The organism is Vibrio sp. D401a, assembly GCF_030248515.1.
GTDB classification, from domain to species: Bacteria; Pseudomonadota; Gammaproteobacteria; order Enterobacterales; family Vibrionaceae; genus Vibrio; species Vibrio rotiferianus.
In genome coordinates this window covers 161,529-176,623 of the sequence record NZ_JAHGAI010000034.1, presented here as the reverse complement: position 1 = coordinate 176,623, position 15,095 = coordinate 161,529, and the positions used below count along the sequence as shown (strand labels likewise).

The following is a 15,095-nucleotide window of genomic DNA, read 5'->3' as shown; positions in this document are numbered from 1 at the left end:
CTAGGTTGACATTGTTTGATGGTCAAACTAAATTAAAATCAAATAATTTGATAATCAAACTAAAATTGGAAGGTAAGTGTCGCAATGGCTGTATCGCAACATTCACATGATTTCGTTTCTCACAACCAAAAGGGTGAAAAACGCACGCTCTACGTATTGATTCTAACCGTGACCACTATGGTGGTGGAGATTGCTGCCGGAACCATGTTTGGCTCAATGGCATTGCTCGCAGATGGTTGGCACATGGGCACACACGCAGCGGCATTTTGTATTACTCTTTTTGCTTACCACTACGCGAAACAAAATGCGCACAATGATCGCTTCTCATTTGGTACGGGCAAGGTGAGTGTACTTGGCGGTTTTACCAGTGCGATTGCGTTGGGGATTGTGGCACTGATGATGATGGTTGAGTCGATTCATCGTCTCTTCAATCCAGAGAGTATCCAATTCAACGAGGCGATCATGGTCGCGGTGATTGGTCTCGTGGTTAACCTCGCAAGCATGCTACTTCTGCAAGATCACCATCATCATGGGCATGACCATCACGATCACCACTCCCACGATCATGAGCATGAACATCATCACGACCACAACTTAACCGCTGCGTATTTTCACGTGTTGGCGGATACGTTGACGTCTTTGCTGGCGATCGTGGCGCTGATTGTCGGTAAGTTTTACGGTTGGGTTTGGTTAGATGCCATGATGGGTATTGTTGGTGCTATTGTGATTGGTAAATGGACCTTGGGCTTAATGAAGCAAACAGCGCCTGTGTTGTTGGACGAGAGCATCAACAAGTCTTACCGAGATGAGATTACAGAAACACTCACGCCTTACGCCGAGATCGTTGATTTACACATCTGGAAAGTGAGTGGTCACCATTACTCTGCGGCAATCGCACTGAAAAATCATAGCGACAAAACGCTGGATGAATTTAAGCAATTATTGAGTAAATTTGATAAGATTCACCACCTGACTTTGGAAGTTCAAACGACTGACTGATGCGCGAATTAGAAAAGCTGAATCAAACGCTTACCGAGTTCTATGACAAAATGTCTTCTTGGGAGCAATCTGTAGTAAAAGAAACGGGTTATTCACTGGCTCAAACTCACACCATCGAAGTGTTGGGTGGGCACGGTGCAATGCGTATGAAAGAGTTGGCCGAGAAACTCGGTATCACCACGGGTACGCTGACGGTTCAAATTGAGAAGCTGGTGAAAGCAGAGCTTATTGAGCGTTGCCCGCACCCAGAAGATCGTCGCGCAATTGTTGTGAAGCTCACACCAGCGGGTGAAGAGATTCACCGTCATCACAATCAACTGCATTTAGATTTGGTTCAAGACTTAACGCGCAATATCGACCCTGAGCATCAAGCGATTTTGTTCGCCTGTTTAGAGAAGATGAATCGAGAATTTTGATTGGTTTTTTAAACCCTAAATAGCAAAAAAGTAGAGCACCGAAATGCTCTACTTTTTTATTATAAGCTCGATAGAATTTGCTCTATTGGCAATTGTGTAAACGCGTAAGTGACGCCAACACAGAATGCAGCGCCGGTAATGCCCATGGCGACGGTTGTTGCGAGTAGCAGAAGGGTAATCTTAGGCATTAGAGATTAAACTCCTTCTTAAAGGTTGGGTAAATGACACCATTAGCCTCTTGGTACGCTTTAAAGCCATACCCAAACGTTAGTGCTGCCATCACAATGGCAAATGCCGCAATGTTTCTTCCTTTCATCCTTAAACTCTCAACTGTTTGTATTGAACAAAGGTAATAAACACTCTGCCAATAGTTTATCTATTGCTTATTAAATTCGGTTCTTCAATTACTGGGTAAAACACACGAACAGTACCCATGCTGTTGTTAGCACAAGTAGTGGTGTGAACACCTTCTGAATTGAAGCACCATCGGTTAGGTCATAAATCACGATCGATTCTTTATAGAACGCGCGTTTGAATGAACCAAAGCTGATTTCATTTTTAACGTCAGATTGCTCGTAGTGCTTGCGAGCTGAGTCTGTCATTTGAGACTCTAGATCTTGCATCTCGTATTCTTTGTTAAAAAACGCATCCCACGCCGAAATACGTGCAATAGCTTTTGGCGAACGATTGCCTTTCAGTTTTTCTAGACGCTTAGCGTATGCAGCTTGATATTTATCCACGATGAATTCCTACATGAATAGACTGTAATACAGAACACAGCTTTAAATGCTCTGCGCAGTGGTTGTAAAAATTAGAAAATGGGAATCAAAAGGAAATTTTTACATCAGTAGGAAAGTTGCAGATGAGGAAGTACGGCATTTGATTGTTAAAGAGCGTAAGGAATGTCATCCCTTGTGCTGCGGATAATATGGGCTGCTTTTGGATGCGACAAACAAAAATAATTAGTGAAAACAACAAGCAATCTTTGTTGCGAGATTGTCCATTCTGGGCATGGTAGGCTGCTTAAATTGGATAAATGCTAAGTACAGCAAGGGCTTAAGCGGTGTTTCTCGGTGAGAGATTTTTAAGCACTTATGATAAATAAACTTCACAACTGCTAATTATAAATACATCAGAAAGCGATATTCTTTTTCTCGTTGGAGTGCTTAATAAAGATTGAGAGTTTGATTTTCTCATGCAATCCGCCGCAGTCTTTACTCCTTCTTTTCACTCAATCCGAATATATTTCCCCCCCTCCATGGTGATATTTGGATTGAGTGTCTTTTTTCTCAATGAGGGATGAAATAAGGAATAAGTAGCATAAAAATATGGAACAACAGCAATTTAGCGCAATAAAGCAAAAACTGAATTCTTTGACGTTATCGCAATTGAATGAGGTTTATCAGTTGGTTCAGAATGCAACCAAACAGGAAGTGACAGTGCGTTTGAGTGAAGAAGAACGCCAATTCATCCATCGACTGTTCGCCGAAGAAAGAACCGCGTCCTCCTATTCTTAGGGTATCCATTTACCTGAGTATCTAACCCTTTCGAAGCCTGCATTTTTACTAAACAGCCTTGTCAAAAGCCGTTACTGACTTTTAGCTTTGACGATTAGGTTAGCCAATTGTGCAAACCCAAAGCCGCCATTTCCCTCGGTCAAAAAGCTAGGTTGATGATTCAGTTTCGCCAATAAAGGGCGAATGTTGTTTACGCCAAAGGTCGTTGGCAGCCACTCAAACATGCCTTCATCATTCAATGAATCTCCCACATAAGTGATGCGCTCCAAACTCGGTAGCTCACCATTATTGAACTGCCTAATGTACGCTTCACCGCTAGTACGCTTACTGTGATTACCTACCCAAGCATTGATGTGAATCGAACTCAATGTGGCGTTAACGGGGTGAGACTCCACATTCAAATTCACGATGCGATTAAGAATTTCCATTGTCGTGGAAGGGGAAACTGGCGCTCTATCTTGCGCTATGTTCACCGCAACGTCACAGTAGCGAAAGCTCTGATCTTGGCTGAACTCGACATCAGGATACTCTGCCAAAATGCCCGCAATGCTTTCTTGTAATGCGCGTTGTTCTTTGCGCATCGCTTCGGCTGGGCGAGCGAAGGTGGTGTTGAATCCTGTCGCGTCTTTTCTCATCCAAAACGCGCCATTTTCACCAATCACACCATGCAGTGACCACATCTTTGCCATTTGGTCACACCAACCAGCACATGCGCCTGTTACTGCGACCACTTTTACGCCCACACGCTCTAACTCTGCTAGCGCAATTAATGTCTCTGGTGGCAGTTTGCCTTGCCAAGTCAACGTGTCGTCCACGTCGGTCAGCAGCCATTCGATCTGTTTCAGGCTCTCCACATTGAGCTCTGATAACGGGTTAGGCATTCACCACTCCTTGCTTGTTTACTTTAGAATTGATTGCTTGGGTATTGTCACTGACGTCTTGCATTGACACCGCTGGAGCCAGTGTACACTCGATGCGCTTTTCTGTGTTGGCATCAAATAGATGAACATGCTTTGGTTTGATATCCAGACCAAGCTTGTCGCCAATTTGAATCGGCGTATGCCCCTCAACGCGAACAACCAGCTTTTGCGAGTCATCGCCTTCTGTGCGGCAGTAAAGCAACAAGTCAGCACCGAGCGATTCAATCAATTCGACTTCTACCTGCAACCATGGGTTATCTTGGCTGATTTGTAAATGCTCCGGACGAAGGCCCAGTTTAACTTCACCCAAATCTAAGTTTGATGTGGATGTAGGGAGCAGTGCGTCACCAATTGTAATGCCGTCGACGCTAACATTGCCATCTAAGATGTTCATGGATGGTGAGCCAATGAAGGTCGCGACGAACAGAGAAGCAGGGTTATCGTAAATTTCTAGCGGTGTGCCGACTTGTTCTACATTGCCTTTGTTCAGCACGACAAGTTTGTCCGCCAGCGTCATTGCTTCCACTTGGTCATGGGTCACGTAAACTGACGTGGTACCAAGGCGACGTTGCAGCTTCTTTATTTCCAAACGCATTTGAACACGCAGTTTGGCGTCTAGATTAGACAGAGGTTCATCAAACAAGAACACCTTTGGTTCACGTACAATTGCACGCCCCATCGCGACACGTTGACGTTGTCCGCCAGAGAGTTGCCTCGGCTTACGGTCGAGTAGGTGATCCAACTCCAGCATCTTTGCTGCTTCGTGAACCAATCGCTCGATTTCCGCTTTCGGTGTTTTGCGGTTGCGCAGACCATAAGCCATGTTGTTGTACACCGTCATGTGTGGGTACAAGGCGTAGTTCTGGAATACCATAGCAATGTCGCGTTCACCCGGTTCGAGATCATTGACGATTGTGGTGTCGATCTTGAGCTCACCAGAGCTGATTTCTTCTAGGCCTGCAATCATGCGAAGTAAGGTGGATTTACCGCAGCCACTTGGGCCAACCAGCACGACCATTTCGCCGTCGCAGATATCAAGATTGAGTTTTTGGATCGCCTGATAGCCGTTCGGATAACATTTAGCGATATTAGAAAGAGTTAACGTGGACATTTATTTCTCCGAATCTACCAGACCTTTAACAAAGGCTTTTTGCATTGCAATTACCACAATCACGGGTGGCAACATGGCGATAATGGTGGTGGCCATAATTTTGTTCCATTCCACAACACCATCAACCACTCCAAGCATCTGTTTGATGCCCATTACGATGGTGTAGTACTGCACGTCAGTGGTGATCAACAGTGGCCATAGATACTGGTTCCATCCGTAAATAAAGGTGATGACGAACAGTGCAGCGATGTTGGTACGCGACAGGGGCAACAAGATATCGAAGAAGAACTTGATTGGTCCTGCACCATCAATTCGTGCTGCTTCCACCAACTCATTCGGTACCGTTAAGAAAAACTGACGGAACAAGAAAGTGGCGGTCGCACTGGCAATCAGTGGAATGGTTAAGCCGTAAAATGAGTTGAGCATGTTGAGGTTCGTAATCACCTCAAACGTCGGCATAATGCGCACTTCAACGGGTAACATCAGCGTGAAGAAGATCATCCAGAACGCCAGCATTCGTCCCGGAAAACGGAAGAACACCACTGCATACGCTGACATGATGGAAATGCTCAACTTACCGATAGTAATGCACATCGCCATAATGAAAGAGTTCAGAAGCATGCTGCCAATCGGCAAAGTATTGTTGTTGTACTGAGTGTCGTTACTCAACAAGTCAGTGAATACGCTAAATCCCAAGTCCCCAAACCAAAGTGGCGTGCCAGTAGCGAATGCGCTGTTCTCATGGGTCGTTGCTACGATTGCAATCCAAACCGGAAGCGCAATCGAAATGATGCCAAGAATCAAAATGACATGGCAAAACAGATTGAAAAACGGTCTTCTTTCTACCATCAGTACGCCACCTTCTTCTCAACATACTTAAATTGAATCACGGTCAGGGAAGCGACCAAGATCATCAGGATCACGGACTGTGCGGCCGATGAACCTAAATCCAGCCCGATAAAGCCATCGTTGTAGACTTTGTAAACCAAGGTCGAGGTGCTGTTACTCGGACCGCCTTGTGTCATCGCGTGGATGATGGCGAACGTATCAAAGAACGCATAAACAAAGTTCACGACCAACAAGAAAAAGCTGGTTGGTGAAATCAGCGGGAAGCTAATGGTGATAAAGCGTTTGATCGGACCGCTACCATCAATGGCTGCGGCTTCGTGCAAAGACTTCGGCACGGACTGCAGCGCCGCTAAGAAGAACAGGAAGTTGTAGCTGATTTGCTTCCACGTCGAGGTGATGATCACCATCCACATTGCATGAGTGCCATTGAGTGTTGGGTTCCAGTCTACGCCATACAAGTTCAACAATTCGGTCATCACACCGATGGTTGGATCAAATAGAAACAGCCACAACGAGCCTGCGACAACCGGAGCGACCGCATAAGGCCAAATCAAGAAGGTACGATACATGGTCGCGCCACGGATGATTTGTTCGGCGAAAGCGGAAAGAACAAGTGCGCTGACCAACGCGAGCACCGCAACGCTGATGCTAAATTGCAGCGTGGTCATTAACGAATGTAAGTAAAGGGGATCATGGATGAGCTTTTCAAAGTTCTCCAAGCCCACAAACTCACGGCTCATGCCGAAAGCATCTTCAAGTTGAGAAGATTGGAAAATGGCTTGTCCTGCCGGCCAGATGAAGAACACCAAGGTGATCACCAACTGAGGTGCAATCAGCGCAACCGGAAGCCATTTGTGTTTAAAAACAACAGGTGAGGACATACAAATACCAAAGTAAAACAGGCAAGGTGTGTGAACGAATTCCCCACCCAAGATGGGCGGGGAGAGTGCGTATCTGAGCGGTGATTCGAATAAGACTCAGCGCAGCATTGTTCGTTATTAATGTTCGTTACTTCTGTGTGCGCTCAAAGCGACGTAGCTGCTCGTCACCGCGACGAACCGCATTGTTTAGTGCAGCTTGCGCCGTTGCTTTGCCTGCCCACACTGCTTCTAGCTCTTCGTTGATGATGTCGCGTGTTTGCAGGAAGTTACCGAAGCGAATGCCTTTCGAGTTTTCTGTCGGCTCGGTTGACGTCATTTGTAGAACCGCTGTATCTGTGCCTGGGTTCTTAGCGTAGAAGCCTTGCTCTTTCGTTAGCTCATAAGCTGCTTTAGTGATTGGTAGGTAACCAGTGAACTGGTGCCAATCTGCTTGGACTTCTGCACTAGAAAGGTAAGAGAAGAACTTCGCCACGCCTTTGTATTCCTCGCTTGAATGACCACGAAGTACCCAAAGTGATGCACCACCGATGATGGTGTTTTGTGGCTTAGCGACGATCTCGGAATCATAAGGCAGTTGCGCTACGCCAATATCAACGTCTTTCATGTTCTCTTTAATGCCAGCCAGACCTGCCGACGAACCCATAGTCATTGCACACTCTTGGGTGTAGAACAGTGGCATACCATCAGATTGGCGACCGCCATATTTGAAGATACCTTCTTTCGACCATTTGCCCATTTGATCAATGTGACGAACAAACGCAGAGTCATTGAACTTAAACTCAGTGTCTAAGCCAGCAAAGCCGTTGTTGTTATTGGCAACAGGAACATTGTTACGCGCACCAAAGTTTTCGATTTGCGTCCATGATTGCCACGTTGTGCTGAAACCACACTTCGCACCGGATGCCAGCAGCTTACGAGAAACTTCTTCCATCTCTTTCCATGTCTTTGGTGGGTTTGCTACGCCAGCTTTTGCGAACATGTCTTTGTTGTAGTAAAGCACCGGCGTAGAGCTATTAAATGGCAGGGAAAGCATGTCGCCTTCATTGGTGGTGTAGTAACCCGTTACGGCTGCAAGGTAATCATCAGGGTTGAACGATTCTTTGGTGTCTTCCATCAATTGGTAAACAGGATAAATCGCTTTGTCTGCGCCCATCATGGTCGCCGTACCCACTTCGAATACTTGTACAATCGCTGGCTGCTCTTTTGCTCGGAACGCTGCGATAGCACTGGTCATTGTTTCTGCGTAGCTGCCTTTGTAAACCGGTTTGATCTCGTATTCTGATTGGCTTGCGTTAAAGTCTGCCGCAATTTCATTAACCTTGTTACCTAGTGCGCCGCCCATCGCGTGCCACCACTCAACCTCTGTTTTTGCTTGTGCTTGCGTGCTGATGAATGCCGCTGCAATTGCAAGTCCGGCGAGGTGTTTAATAGCCATAATGATTCCTTTTCATTGGATGATTTGAACAGGTGTTTCCTTGCGAATGTTCATTTTGATTATGAATCCGCTCCAAAAAATTCAAATGAACATTAAATGAGCCAAATGACGTTCTAGTTACAAAAAAATGAACTTATTTGAACATTGTTTTCGTCACCATTTTGTAATCAAAGCGTCATTGAGGGTTGAGATAGTTCATTTGAAAACAAATGAAAAAGACGGAATAAAAAATGAAAATAACAGCACACCGCGGCTTATCCAGTTTGGCTCCAGAAAACACTTTATTGGCAATACAACGCGCCATTGAATTTGGTTGTGAATGGATTGAAATCGACGTTCAGCTTAGTGCGGACAACATTCCTGTCGTCATCCATGACAAAACGGTCAACCGCTGCACGAATGGTCGAGGTAAAGTCAAAGCTCTGACTTGGCAGGAGCTGAGAGCACTCGACGCAGGCTTGTGGTTCGGTGATGACTTCGCAGGCGAACCTATCCCAAGTTTAGAAGAGACGCTTGAGCTGACTTCAAGAGCGGGTGTGAAGCTCAATATTGAGTTGAAGGTTTACACTGGTGACGAAATCGATCTGTTGTGCGAAAAGGTTGCGCAGGTGATTGAACATTTAGGTGTAGAAGCGGACGCGATTCTGTTTTCTAGCTTTAACACAGAAGCCTTAATGATGATGAAAAACTACCTGCCAGAAGTGAGAAGAGGGCAGCTATGGCAGGAGATTCCAGATGATTCCGCTGTCGTGCTACAACATATCGATGCATACAGTGTGCATTGTGATTACCGCTTCCTGACTGAATTGCAAGCTCAGAAAATCAAGCAATATGGTTATCAACTCTTCTGCTATACACCAAACTTTCCTCAATTAGTTGAAGCACATTGGCATTGGGGCGTGGATATGATGATTACAGATACGCCTCAACGTTATAAAGTTAAAGTGCCTTCAGCCATACGAGAACCCGCACTGAATGAATAATTTAAACGTCCGTCAACAAAACATCATTGAACTGGTTCATCAGCAAGAATATTGCTCGATAGAAGAACTTGCCCAACGTTTCGAAGTCACGACGCAAACCATTCGTCGCGATATCAATGAACTTTGTCGACTCGGACTTACCCGACGCCATCATGGTGGTGTCGGGCTGCCTGCGACTCTGAGCAATCGCAGCTATGCCTCTCGCCAAGTCACCAATCAGCAGGAAAAGCAAATCATCGCCGATGAAGTAGTCAAAGCTATCCCAAACGGCACGACTTTGTTTCTAGGTATTGGTACTACGATTGCTTTGGTTGCTGAGCGTCTAGCTAATCACAGTGAGTTACGTGTGGTGACCAATAACTTCGAAGCGGCGCATATTCTTTCTCACTTTGAGAACATCGAAACTTGGATTCCGGGTGGTCGTATTCGTACTAACGATCGCGACGTGGTGGATGGTTCGGCAGAGCACTTTTACGGCCAGTTTTCTGCAGACATCGGAATTATTGGCTGTGCAGGTATCACCGAAATCGCGCAGCCTCATTCAGAGATGGTCAATTTTGGTCGCACTGAAGTTGATACTCAGTTGTTTGCGATGGAACATGAATTGAGAGAAGCCAAGGTGAGCCAAGCAATTTTAGCCAACTCCGAACAAAAGTGGTTGGTGGCGAACAAGAGTAAATGGCAGCGAAGAGCCAACACTAAGGTGGCGCCACTCAATTATTTCGACCGTGTTTTCAGTAACTGATCTTTTGCTATCCATACTTGTCTAACTCGTAGGAAAATCCGTTATTGATTCGACCTGCGTGATGCTTTTTCATCGCGATTCGCTATGCTTAGATGATTGAAAATAAAGAGGTCATGCCATGTTTGAATCGGATAAAACCAAAGTAAGAAACTTGCTTATTGCAACACGTTTTGGTGTCTCTGCCTCTGAAATGCCAACCATTATTGGGGTGAAGCAAGATAAAGCGCTCAAGCTGATTAATGAGCTGAAGCAAGAAGGGGAAGACATTCACTCGTTAGGGGAAGGGAACAACCCAGAAGAGTTGGTGCTGTATTCGATTGGTGAAATAGAGCCTTAATTGAGCCAACAAGAACAACAAAAAAGCCGCCCATCGTTGGCGGCTTTTTAGATCCTTCATTCAAACTAGTCGTGAATCGGCACAACCAGAATATCGACCGGAGACTTGTTGATCAGATGTCTTGAGTAAGAAATGATCTTGCTCCAGAAGTCTTGATGGTGGCCACAAATAAGCAGATCAACTTCTTGCTCTTTGATGGTCACTTCCAGTTTGTCCGCCAAGTCACCCGTGCCAACGAAGAAGTGCTTCAATGGCTGCTCCATGTAATCGCTAAAGGACTTCAAGCACTCCATTGAATGTTCATTCAACGGTCTTTGGTCTGGGTTTGCTTTAATATCGACAAGCTCACGATAAATTTCGCCATGAGTACCATCGATATGAATAAAAGAAATCTCGGCACCGAGATAACTCGCCATAGATACCGCTCGGTCAATCAACACAGTACTCTCATCAGACAGTTCCAGTGCGACTAGGATATGTTTGTATTTCATAACCACGCCCTCTTGTGGAATACACTACCAATAGCATAGTACGCCTTTAACAAAAAATGTGTTGATAAGATCCCGAAATCGCTCAAAGTTTTGGCAAATTATCACCCACCTAAGAGCGAGAAGATATAGAGGGGAGGACGAAAAAAGAGCCGGTACTAGTACCAGCTCAATTCAATCTCTAATGGCACGTCACAGCGTATTCTTTCTCCACACATCTCATCGGATGCGTTGAGGTGAACCAGTTTTGCAGAGGAGTATCCTTCTCCTCGAAAGTGGTCTCTTGCCTCGCAGAGGCTGGCAAATTTGAGCGGGCTTTTGTGCTCGTTCAATATCAGTGACTTCGTATGGTTTTCCACATTGTAAGCGAGGTAGATACCACCCTCGACCGATTCAATCAAAAGATTCATAGCCGTTTCCCATTGGTGTTTTCACTCTTTGGCTATTACGGCGAGCGATGGATTTTAGTTCACTTCTGATGCTCGATTGCTGCCAACAAAAACTCAGTCACCTCTTGCACGTGCTCCGTTATCTCAGCTTGCGTTGGCTTTTCCATTCCCATTAAAACGCCAGAGCGAATCGACAGTAGCATGCCTGTCCAGAGGCGAATCTGTGTTTCTGGTTCCTTAATATCGAAACGATCTTGGAAGAACTGAGTGAGCTTAGCATCGGTATCGTCCGGACCGACTTCGCGGAAGATCGTCGTGATCTCGGGCGCTTTAGCACTTTCTGCAATCAACAAGCGGAAGGTCGCCAAGTGCTCATCAGAAAGGTGGAAAGAAACGAAGTGTTCACCAAATGAGTTCAACGCTTCTCGCAGGTCATCCTCTTGTAGGTGATTAATGAAGCCACCATCCATGTTTTCACCTATCTGGCGCAATGTTGCTTCAAATAGCGCTGCTTTAGATGGAAAGTAGCGATACACGGTTTGCTTTGTCATGCCTGCTTGGGCGGAGATTTTATCCATGTTCGCTAACACATATCCCTCGGACAAAAAGTTCTCTTTCGCGGCTTCCAAAATAGCTCGGCGTTTCTTCTCTCGGTTTTGCTCGATCTTGCTCATGCTCAGATTCTCTTGATTTGATAATCATACTATACGGTATGATTTTTGTTGACACAACTCCGAAATTATAAAATCATACTTATGAGTATGATTTCTTTTTTGAGGACAAAGACGATGACGACGGCATTAATGAATAACCTAAACGCCAAAGGCGCACGCTTTGCCGGGGTGGTGATCACCTTGGTTGGTGCACTGCTGATGAGCCTAGACCCAATTTTTATTCGCTTTTCGGGCGTGAGTGGTGTGGATACCGCATTTCTGTTTGGCTTATTTACCGCCATTTCGATGCCAATATTTATCCAGCTTCGCGATGAGCGCGGTCTGGTTCGAGCGGTGAGAGAGAGCGGCTGGCATGTCTTGTTGTCCGGCTTATTGATGCTCGGCAGTGCTGCTGGTTTAGTGATGAGCATTAAGCTAACCACGGTTGCGAATACCTTTGTGATTCTGAGCGCAGCACCAGCTTTGGCTGCATTGTTTAGCTGGTGGTTTTTGGGTGAAGTGACCCAGCGTTCGACGTGGATTGCGATTGTTGCTGTGATGGTAGGTATTGCGATTGTGGTCTCTGGTTCTTTTAAATCGGGTAACTGGATTGGCGATGGTTTAGCAGTGTTTGCCGTGGTGTGTTTGTCGCTCAATCAGGTGCAACTGCGTAAGCATCAGCACGTAAGCCGCATGGCAAGTGTTGGTTTTGGTGGACTGTTTTTAGCGATAGCAATGCTGTTTTGGGCTACGCCTTCAACTTACAGCGCGAATACTTGGCTGATTATGGGCTTGATGGGGCTGTTTACTGCGCCGTTTGGGCGTGTGCTTTCACAAGTCGCTACCCGTTACATCACGGCGCCTGAAGTTGGCATGATTCTGATGATTGAAACCGTGCTAGCACCACTTTGGGCCTTAATCTTCTTTGATGAAATTCCTGCAATGGCAAGCATTCTTGGTGGTTCAATCATCTTGGTCACTATTTCCATTTACGCTTTTTCAGCGATGAAGTCAGAACAAAAATAGAGGTTGATATGAACACAAATCAAACCCCGCAACTTGAGTTTATTGGGCAAATTTGTACGCCATATACTGAGGTTTCTCAGTGCCCAAATAACATTCAGCCACAAGATGGACCTGTGTGTGAAATTCAACTTAAATCTCAGTATCACCAAGGGCTTGTAGGGCTTGAAGTTGGGCAGAAAATACTGGTTCTGTATTGGCTTTCTGGTGCGAACCGCCAACCTGAAATACTGCAAGGAAAGAAGGGCACCTTTGCTTTACGTTCGCCGCACAGACCAAACCCTATTGGCGCGGCGGTCTTACCGATTGAGTCTATCGACGAGGGAGTAATTAAAGCGCGTGGTTTGGACTGCTTGGACGGCACGCCTTTGGTTGATATCAAACCGGCGATTTACTTTGAAGCATAGTCCTAGGTTTGTGCCCTTGTAAGCTAGGGCACCCAAACGAGCTCTCGGTCTGAAAGCGGCTTGTGACAGAAGTCGCTTGCTTTTTATACAAGAAAACCTTTAGACTTTGCTCATCACTTCTTTAGGAGATTACGCCAACATGAACAACTAAACCTGTCATCCAACTCTCATTTTATTTTTTGGATTTACAGGGTTAGTAGGCGTAGCTCACTTTCCGATATTTCTTTGCAGTTACCGTTTTTCTGTTTGAAGCGCTTCTATGGGCGCGTGTATTTGCATCGATCTCATCTCTATATTTATCTCAAGCTACGGCTGTTGTCCCTGTCATACAGGAGGCAAATTATGCCAGTCTTACAGGCTTACAATATCAGTCATCAATTTGGTAATGGCGAAACGCTGTTTCAGCAAATCTCATGTTCTATGACCAAACGTCGTGTTGGGTTAGTCGGACGCAACGGTGTCGGAAAATCGGTGTTTGCATCGATACTCAGCGGTGAGCAAACCCCAACCAGCGGTACAGTAACTTTACCAAGGTCCTTTGCGGTGTATCGCCAGCAACCATCTCACTTGTTGGAGGGAGGGCTGTCGATTGCCCAGTTTTTAGCAAAGGACAACGTGTTAAGCGCGCTCAAGCAGATCGAGATGGGCGATTGCTCTGAGCAATTGTTTGAGGTGGTGGGTGAACAATGGGATTTGCCGTTCCAACTTGCCAAGCAGTTAGAAACCATGGGTTTGCCGCCACAGCCAGACTTTCCTTGCTCGCAATTGAGTGGCGGACAGTTAGCGCGTTTACAGCTGTGGCAGTTGTTCGACAGCGAAGTGGAATTGCTGCTCCTTGATGAACCGTCGAACCATCTTGATACGCATGCCAAGCAGTGGTTGATTGATTCGATGCGCAGTTTCTCAGGCGCGATTCTGCTCATCAGTCATGACAGAGAGTTACTGCGCGAAATGGAGGAAATCTGGGAGCTATCCGGTTTAGGTTTGCAAGTGTTTGGCGGTAATTACGACATGTATGCTGAGCAAAAGCGCACTGAACTACAAGCGGTGGAACGCCAATTAGCTGCTGTCGATAAACAAAAAAAGCAATTGGAAGAGCAAGCTCAGCGCAATCGGGAGAGAGCAGAACAAAGGGCGGCTCAAGGGAACAAGCTGAGAAAGGATGGCAGCCAGCCGAAAATCTTACTGGATGGTATGAAGGATAAAGCCACAGCCCGAGCCGCTAGTCGTAATAAAAACGAGCAACTTCGTCAAGCGCACCTGCAAGAGAAAGAGCAAAGCTTGCGAGTGCGCAAAGAGCAACTCAAAGGGCAAAAACTGTATTTGGCAGACAGTCAAAGTCGCTCGCGAAAAGTCGTGTCGCTCTTAGAAGGTGTGTTGCCATTTGGGTCGGCTCAACCCATCACTGCGCAAGTTCATGCGGATGATAAATTGCATTTGTTGGGCAAAAACGGATGCGGTAAATCGACTTTACTGAAAACACTCTTGGGGGAGTTCTTACTGCAAAGTGGTGAGCTTCAAATCAATACGCCGCTTTATTATCTCGACCAACACTTTGGTGCGATACAGCCTGAACTCTCCATGTTGGAAAACCTGATGCAACATTGTGAGGGGATGAAAGAAAGCGATGCCAGAACATTACTCGCAGGCATTGGCTTTCGCCGAGACAGTGTGTTTCGTTTGGGCTGTGTATTGAGTGGCGGCGAGAAAATGAAGCTCGCTATGCTGATTGTCAGTCATCAACCAACGCAGCCTTTGTTGCTCTTGGATGAGCCAGATAATCACCTCGATTTGGATTCGAAAATCATGCTTGCTCAGGCACTAAGCGCGTATCGAGGCGGCTTTATTCTTATCAGTCACGACCAAGATTTCGCCGCGGAGTCGGGTGTGTCTCGAAGCATTGAACTGAGCTAACAAGCTCTTGTCTATAACTCCACATTAA

General features: G+C 45.9%; 20 protein-coding genes. 9 read left to right on the top strand and 11 right to left on the bottom strand.

Translation table 11 applies throughout. From position 1 onward, the window contains the following. The first annotated feature begins 84 nt into the window (after positions 1–84). Entirely contained in the window at positions 85–999 is a 915-nt protein-coding gene (gene dmeF, locus KIV41_RS13875) for a CDF family Co(II)/Ni(II) efflux transporter DmeF (RefSeq protein ID WP_285336693.1), read from the top strand. Next, entirely contained in the window at positions 999–1,415 is a 417-nt protein-coding gene (locus tag KIV41_RS13870; RefSeq protein ID WP_005439069.1) for a MarR family winged helix-turn-helix transcriptional regulator, read from the top strand. The genes dmeF and KIV41_RS13870 overlap by 1 nt, the downstream gene beginning before the upstream one ends. A 59-nt stretch (positions 1,416–1,474) precedes the next feature. On the opposite strand, the gene KIV41_RS13865 is transcribed toward KIV41_RS13870, so the two are convergent. The 3 genes from KIV41_RS13865 to KIV41_RS13855 all read right to left on the bottom strand — a co-directional run bounded on the left by KIV41_RS13865 (position 1,475) and on the right by KIV41_RS13855 (position 2,155). Continuing rightward, positions 1,475–1,603, bottom strand: a complete 129-nt coding sequence (locus KIV41_RS13865; protein WP_009706253.1) for a hypothetical protein — start codon at positions 1,601–1,603, stop codon at positions 1,475–1,477. Continuing rightward, positions 1,603–1,731 carry a hypothetical protein gene (locus tag KIV41_RS13860; RefSeq protein WP_009706252.1) on the bottom strand — a complete coding sequence of 43 codons (129 nt, stop codon included), beginning with the start codon at positions 1,729–1,731 and terminating at the stop codon, positions 1,603–1,605. Before KIV41_RS13860 ends, KIV41_RS13865 begins: the two co-directional genes overlap by 1 nt. Before the next feature lie 88 nt (positions 1,732–1,819). Then, complete coding sequence (locus tag KIV41_RS13855; protein ID WP_005439068.1) at positions 1,820–2,155, bottom strand: hypothetical protein; 336 nt, start codon at positions 2,153–2,155, stop codon at positions 1,820–1,822. A 588-nt stretch (positions 2,156–2,743) separates the two neighbouring features. On the opposite strand from KIV41_RS13855, the gene KIV41_RS13850 reads away from it, so the two are divergent. Then, the gene (locus KIV41_RS13850) at positions 2,744–2,932 is read left to right on the top strand and encodes a hypothetical protein (RefSeq protein ID WP_009706250.1); all 189 of its coding nucleotides are present in this window, start codon (positions 2,744–2,746) and stop codon (positions 2,930–2,932) included. A 71-nt stretch (positions 2,933–3,003) separates the two neighbouring features. On the opposite strand, the gene KIV41_RS13845 is transcribed toward KIV41_RS13850, so the two are convergent. From KIV41_RS13845 to ugpB, 5 genes are all read right to left on the bottom strand, one after another. Continuing rightward, a complete protein-coding gene (locus KIV41_RS13845) occupies positions 3,004–3,813 on the bottom strand; it encodes an HAD-IIB family hydrolase (RefSeq protein WP_285336692.1) in 810 nt (269 codons plus the stop codon). Further along, complete coding sequence (locus KIV41_RS13840; protein ID WP_285336691.1) at positions 3,806–4,963, bottom strand: sn-glycerol-3-phosphate import ATP-binding protein UgpC; 1,158 nt, start codon at positions 4,961–4,963, stop codon at positions 3,806–3,808. Before KIV41_RS13840 ends, KIV41_RS13845 begins: the two co-directional genes overlap by 8 nt. Next, positions 4,964–5,812, bottom strand: coding sequence for a sn-glycerol-3-phosphate ABC transporter permease UgpE (gene ugpE / locus KIV41_RS13835; RefSeq protein WP_005439065.1), 849 nt, complete (start codon positions 5,810–5,812; stop codon positions 4,964–4,966). It lies immediately after the preceding gene. Further along, positions 5,812–6,693, bottom strand: a complete 882-nt coding sequence (ugpA, locus tag KIV41_RS13830) for a sn-glycerol-3-phosphate ABC transporter permease UgpA (protein ID WP_285336690.1) — start codon at positions 6,691–6,693, stop codon at positions 5,812–5,814. Before ugpA ends, ugpE begins: the two co-directional genes overlap by 1 nt. 127 nt (positions 6,694–6,820) lie before the next feature. Beyond that, positions 6,821–8,128, bottom strand: a complete 1,308-nt coding sequence (ugpB, locus tag KIV41_RS13825; RefSeq protein ID WP_285336689.1) for a sn-glycerol-3-phosphate ABC transporter substrate-binding protein UgpB — start codon at positions 8,126–8,128, stop codon at positions 6,821–6,823. Positions 8,129–8,358: 230 nt separating this feature from the next. Between ugpB and KIV41_RS13820 the strand changes: the two genes are divergently transcribed. The 3 genes from KIV41_RS13820 (at position 8,359) to KIV41_RS13810 (ending at position 10,193) form a co-directional block, all read left to right on the top strand. Further along, on the top strand, positions 8,359–9,111 hold the full coding sequence (locus KIV41_RS13820) for a glycerophosphoryl diester phosphodiesterase (protein ID WP_285336688.1): 753 nt from the start codon (positions 8,359–8,361) through the stop codon (positions 9,109–9,111). Then, positions 9,104–9,856 (top strand): DeoR/GlpR family DNA-binding transcription regulator, encoded by a 753-nt coding sequence (locus KIV41_RS13815; RefSeq protein WP_252042466.1) that lies wholly within the window; start codon positions 9,104–9,106, stop codon positions 9,854–9,856. The genes KIV41_RS13820 and KIV41_RS13815 overlap by 8 nt, the downstream gene beginning before the upstream one ends. 118 nt (positions 9,857–9,974) lie before the next feature. Next, positions 9,975–10,193, top strand: coding sequence for a hypothetical protein (locus tag KIV41_RS13810; protein WP_045421989.1), 219 nt, complete (start codon positions 9,975–9,977; stop codon positions 10,191–10,193). Between the two features lie 65 nt (positions 10,194–10,258). Here the strand turns inward: KIV41_RS13810 and KIV41_RS13805 are convergent, their stop codons facing one another. The 3 genes from KIV41_RS13805 to KIV41_RS13795 form a co-directional block, all read right to left on the bottom strand. After that, positions 10,259–10,684, bottom strand: coding sequence for a universal stress protein (locus KIV41_RS13805; protein ID WP_009706243.1), 426 nt, complete (start codon positions 10,682–10,684; stop codon positions 10,259–10,261). Between the two features lie 155 nt (positions 10,685–10,839). Beyond that, positions 10,840–11,091: a DUF6482 family protein gene (locus KIV41_RS13800; RefSeq protein ID WP_032802781.1), complete on the bottom strand. Its 252-nt coding sequence runs from the start codon at positions 11,089–11,091 to the stop codon at positions 10,840–10,842. A 59-nt stretch (positions 11,092–11,150) separates the two neighbouring features. Further along, positions 11,151–11,744, bottom strand: a complete 594-nt coding sequence (locus tag KIV41_RS13795) for a TetR/AcrR family transcriptional regulator (protein WP_285336687.1) — start codon at positions 11,742–11,744, stop codon at positions 11,151–11,153. A gap of 114 nt (positions 11,745–11,858) precedes the next feature. Between KIV41_RS13795 and KIV41_RS13790 the strand changes: the two genes are divergently transcribed. The 3 genes from KIV41_RS13790 to KIV41_RS13780 all read left to right on the top strand — a co-directional run bounded on the left by KIV41_RS13790 (position 11,859) and on the right by KIV41_RS13780 (position 15,067). Beyond that, entirely contained in the window at positions 11,859–12,749 is an 891-nt protein-coding gene (locus KIV41_RS13790; RefSeq protein ID WP_285336686.1) for a DMT family transporter, read from the top strand. Between the two features lie 8 nt (positions 12,750–12,757). Then, a complete protein-coding gene (locus KIV41_RS13785) occupies positions 12,758–13,153 on the top strand; it encodes an SAM-dependent methyltransferase (RefSeq protein ID WP_285336685.1) in 396 nt (131 codons plus the stop codon). Positions 13,154–13,495: 342 nt separating this feature from the next. Beyond that, a complete protein-coding gene (locus tag KIV41_RS13780) occupies positions 13,496–15,067 on the top strand; it encodes an ABC-F family ATP-binding cassette domain-containing protein (protein ID WP_285336684.1) in 1,572 nt (523 codons plus the stop codon). Positions 15,068–15,095: the final 28 nt, after the last annotated feature.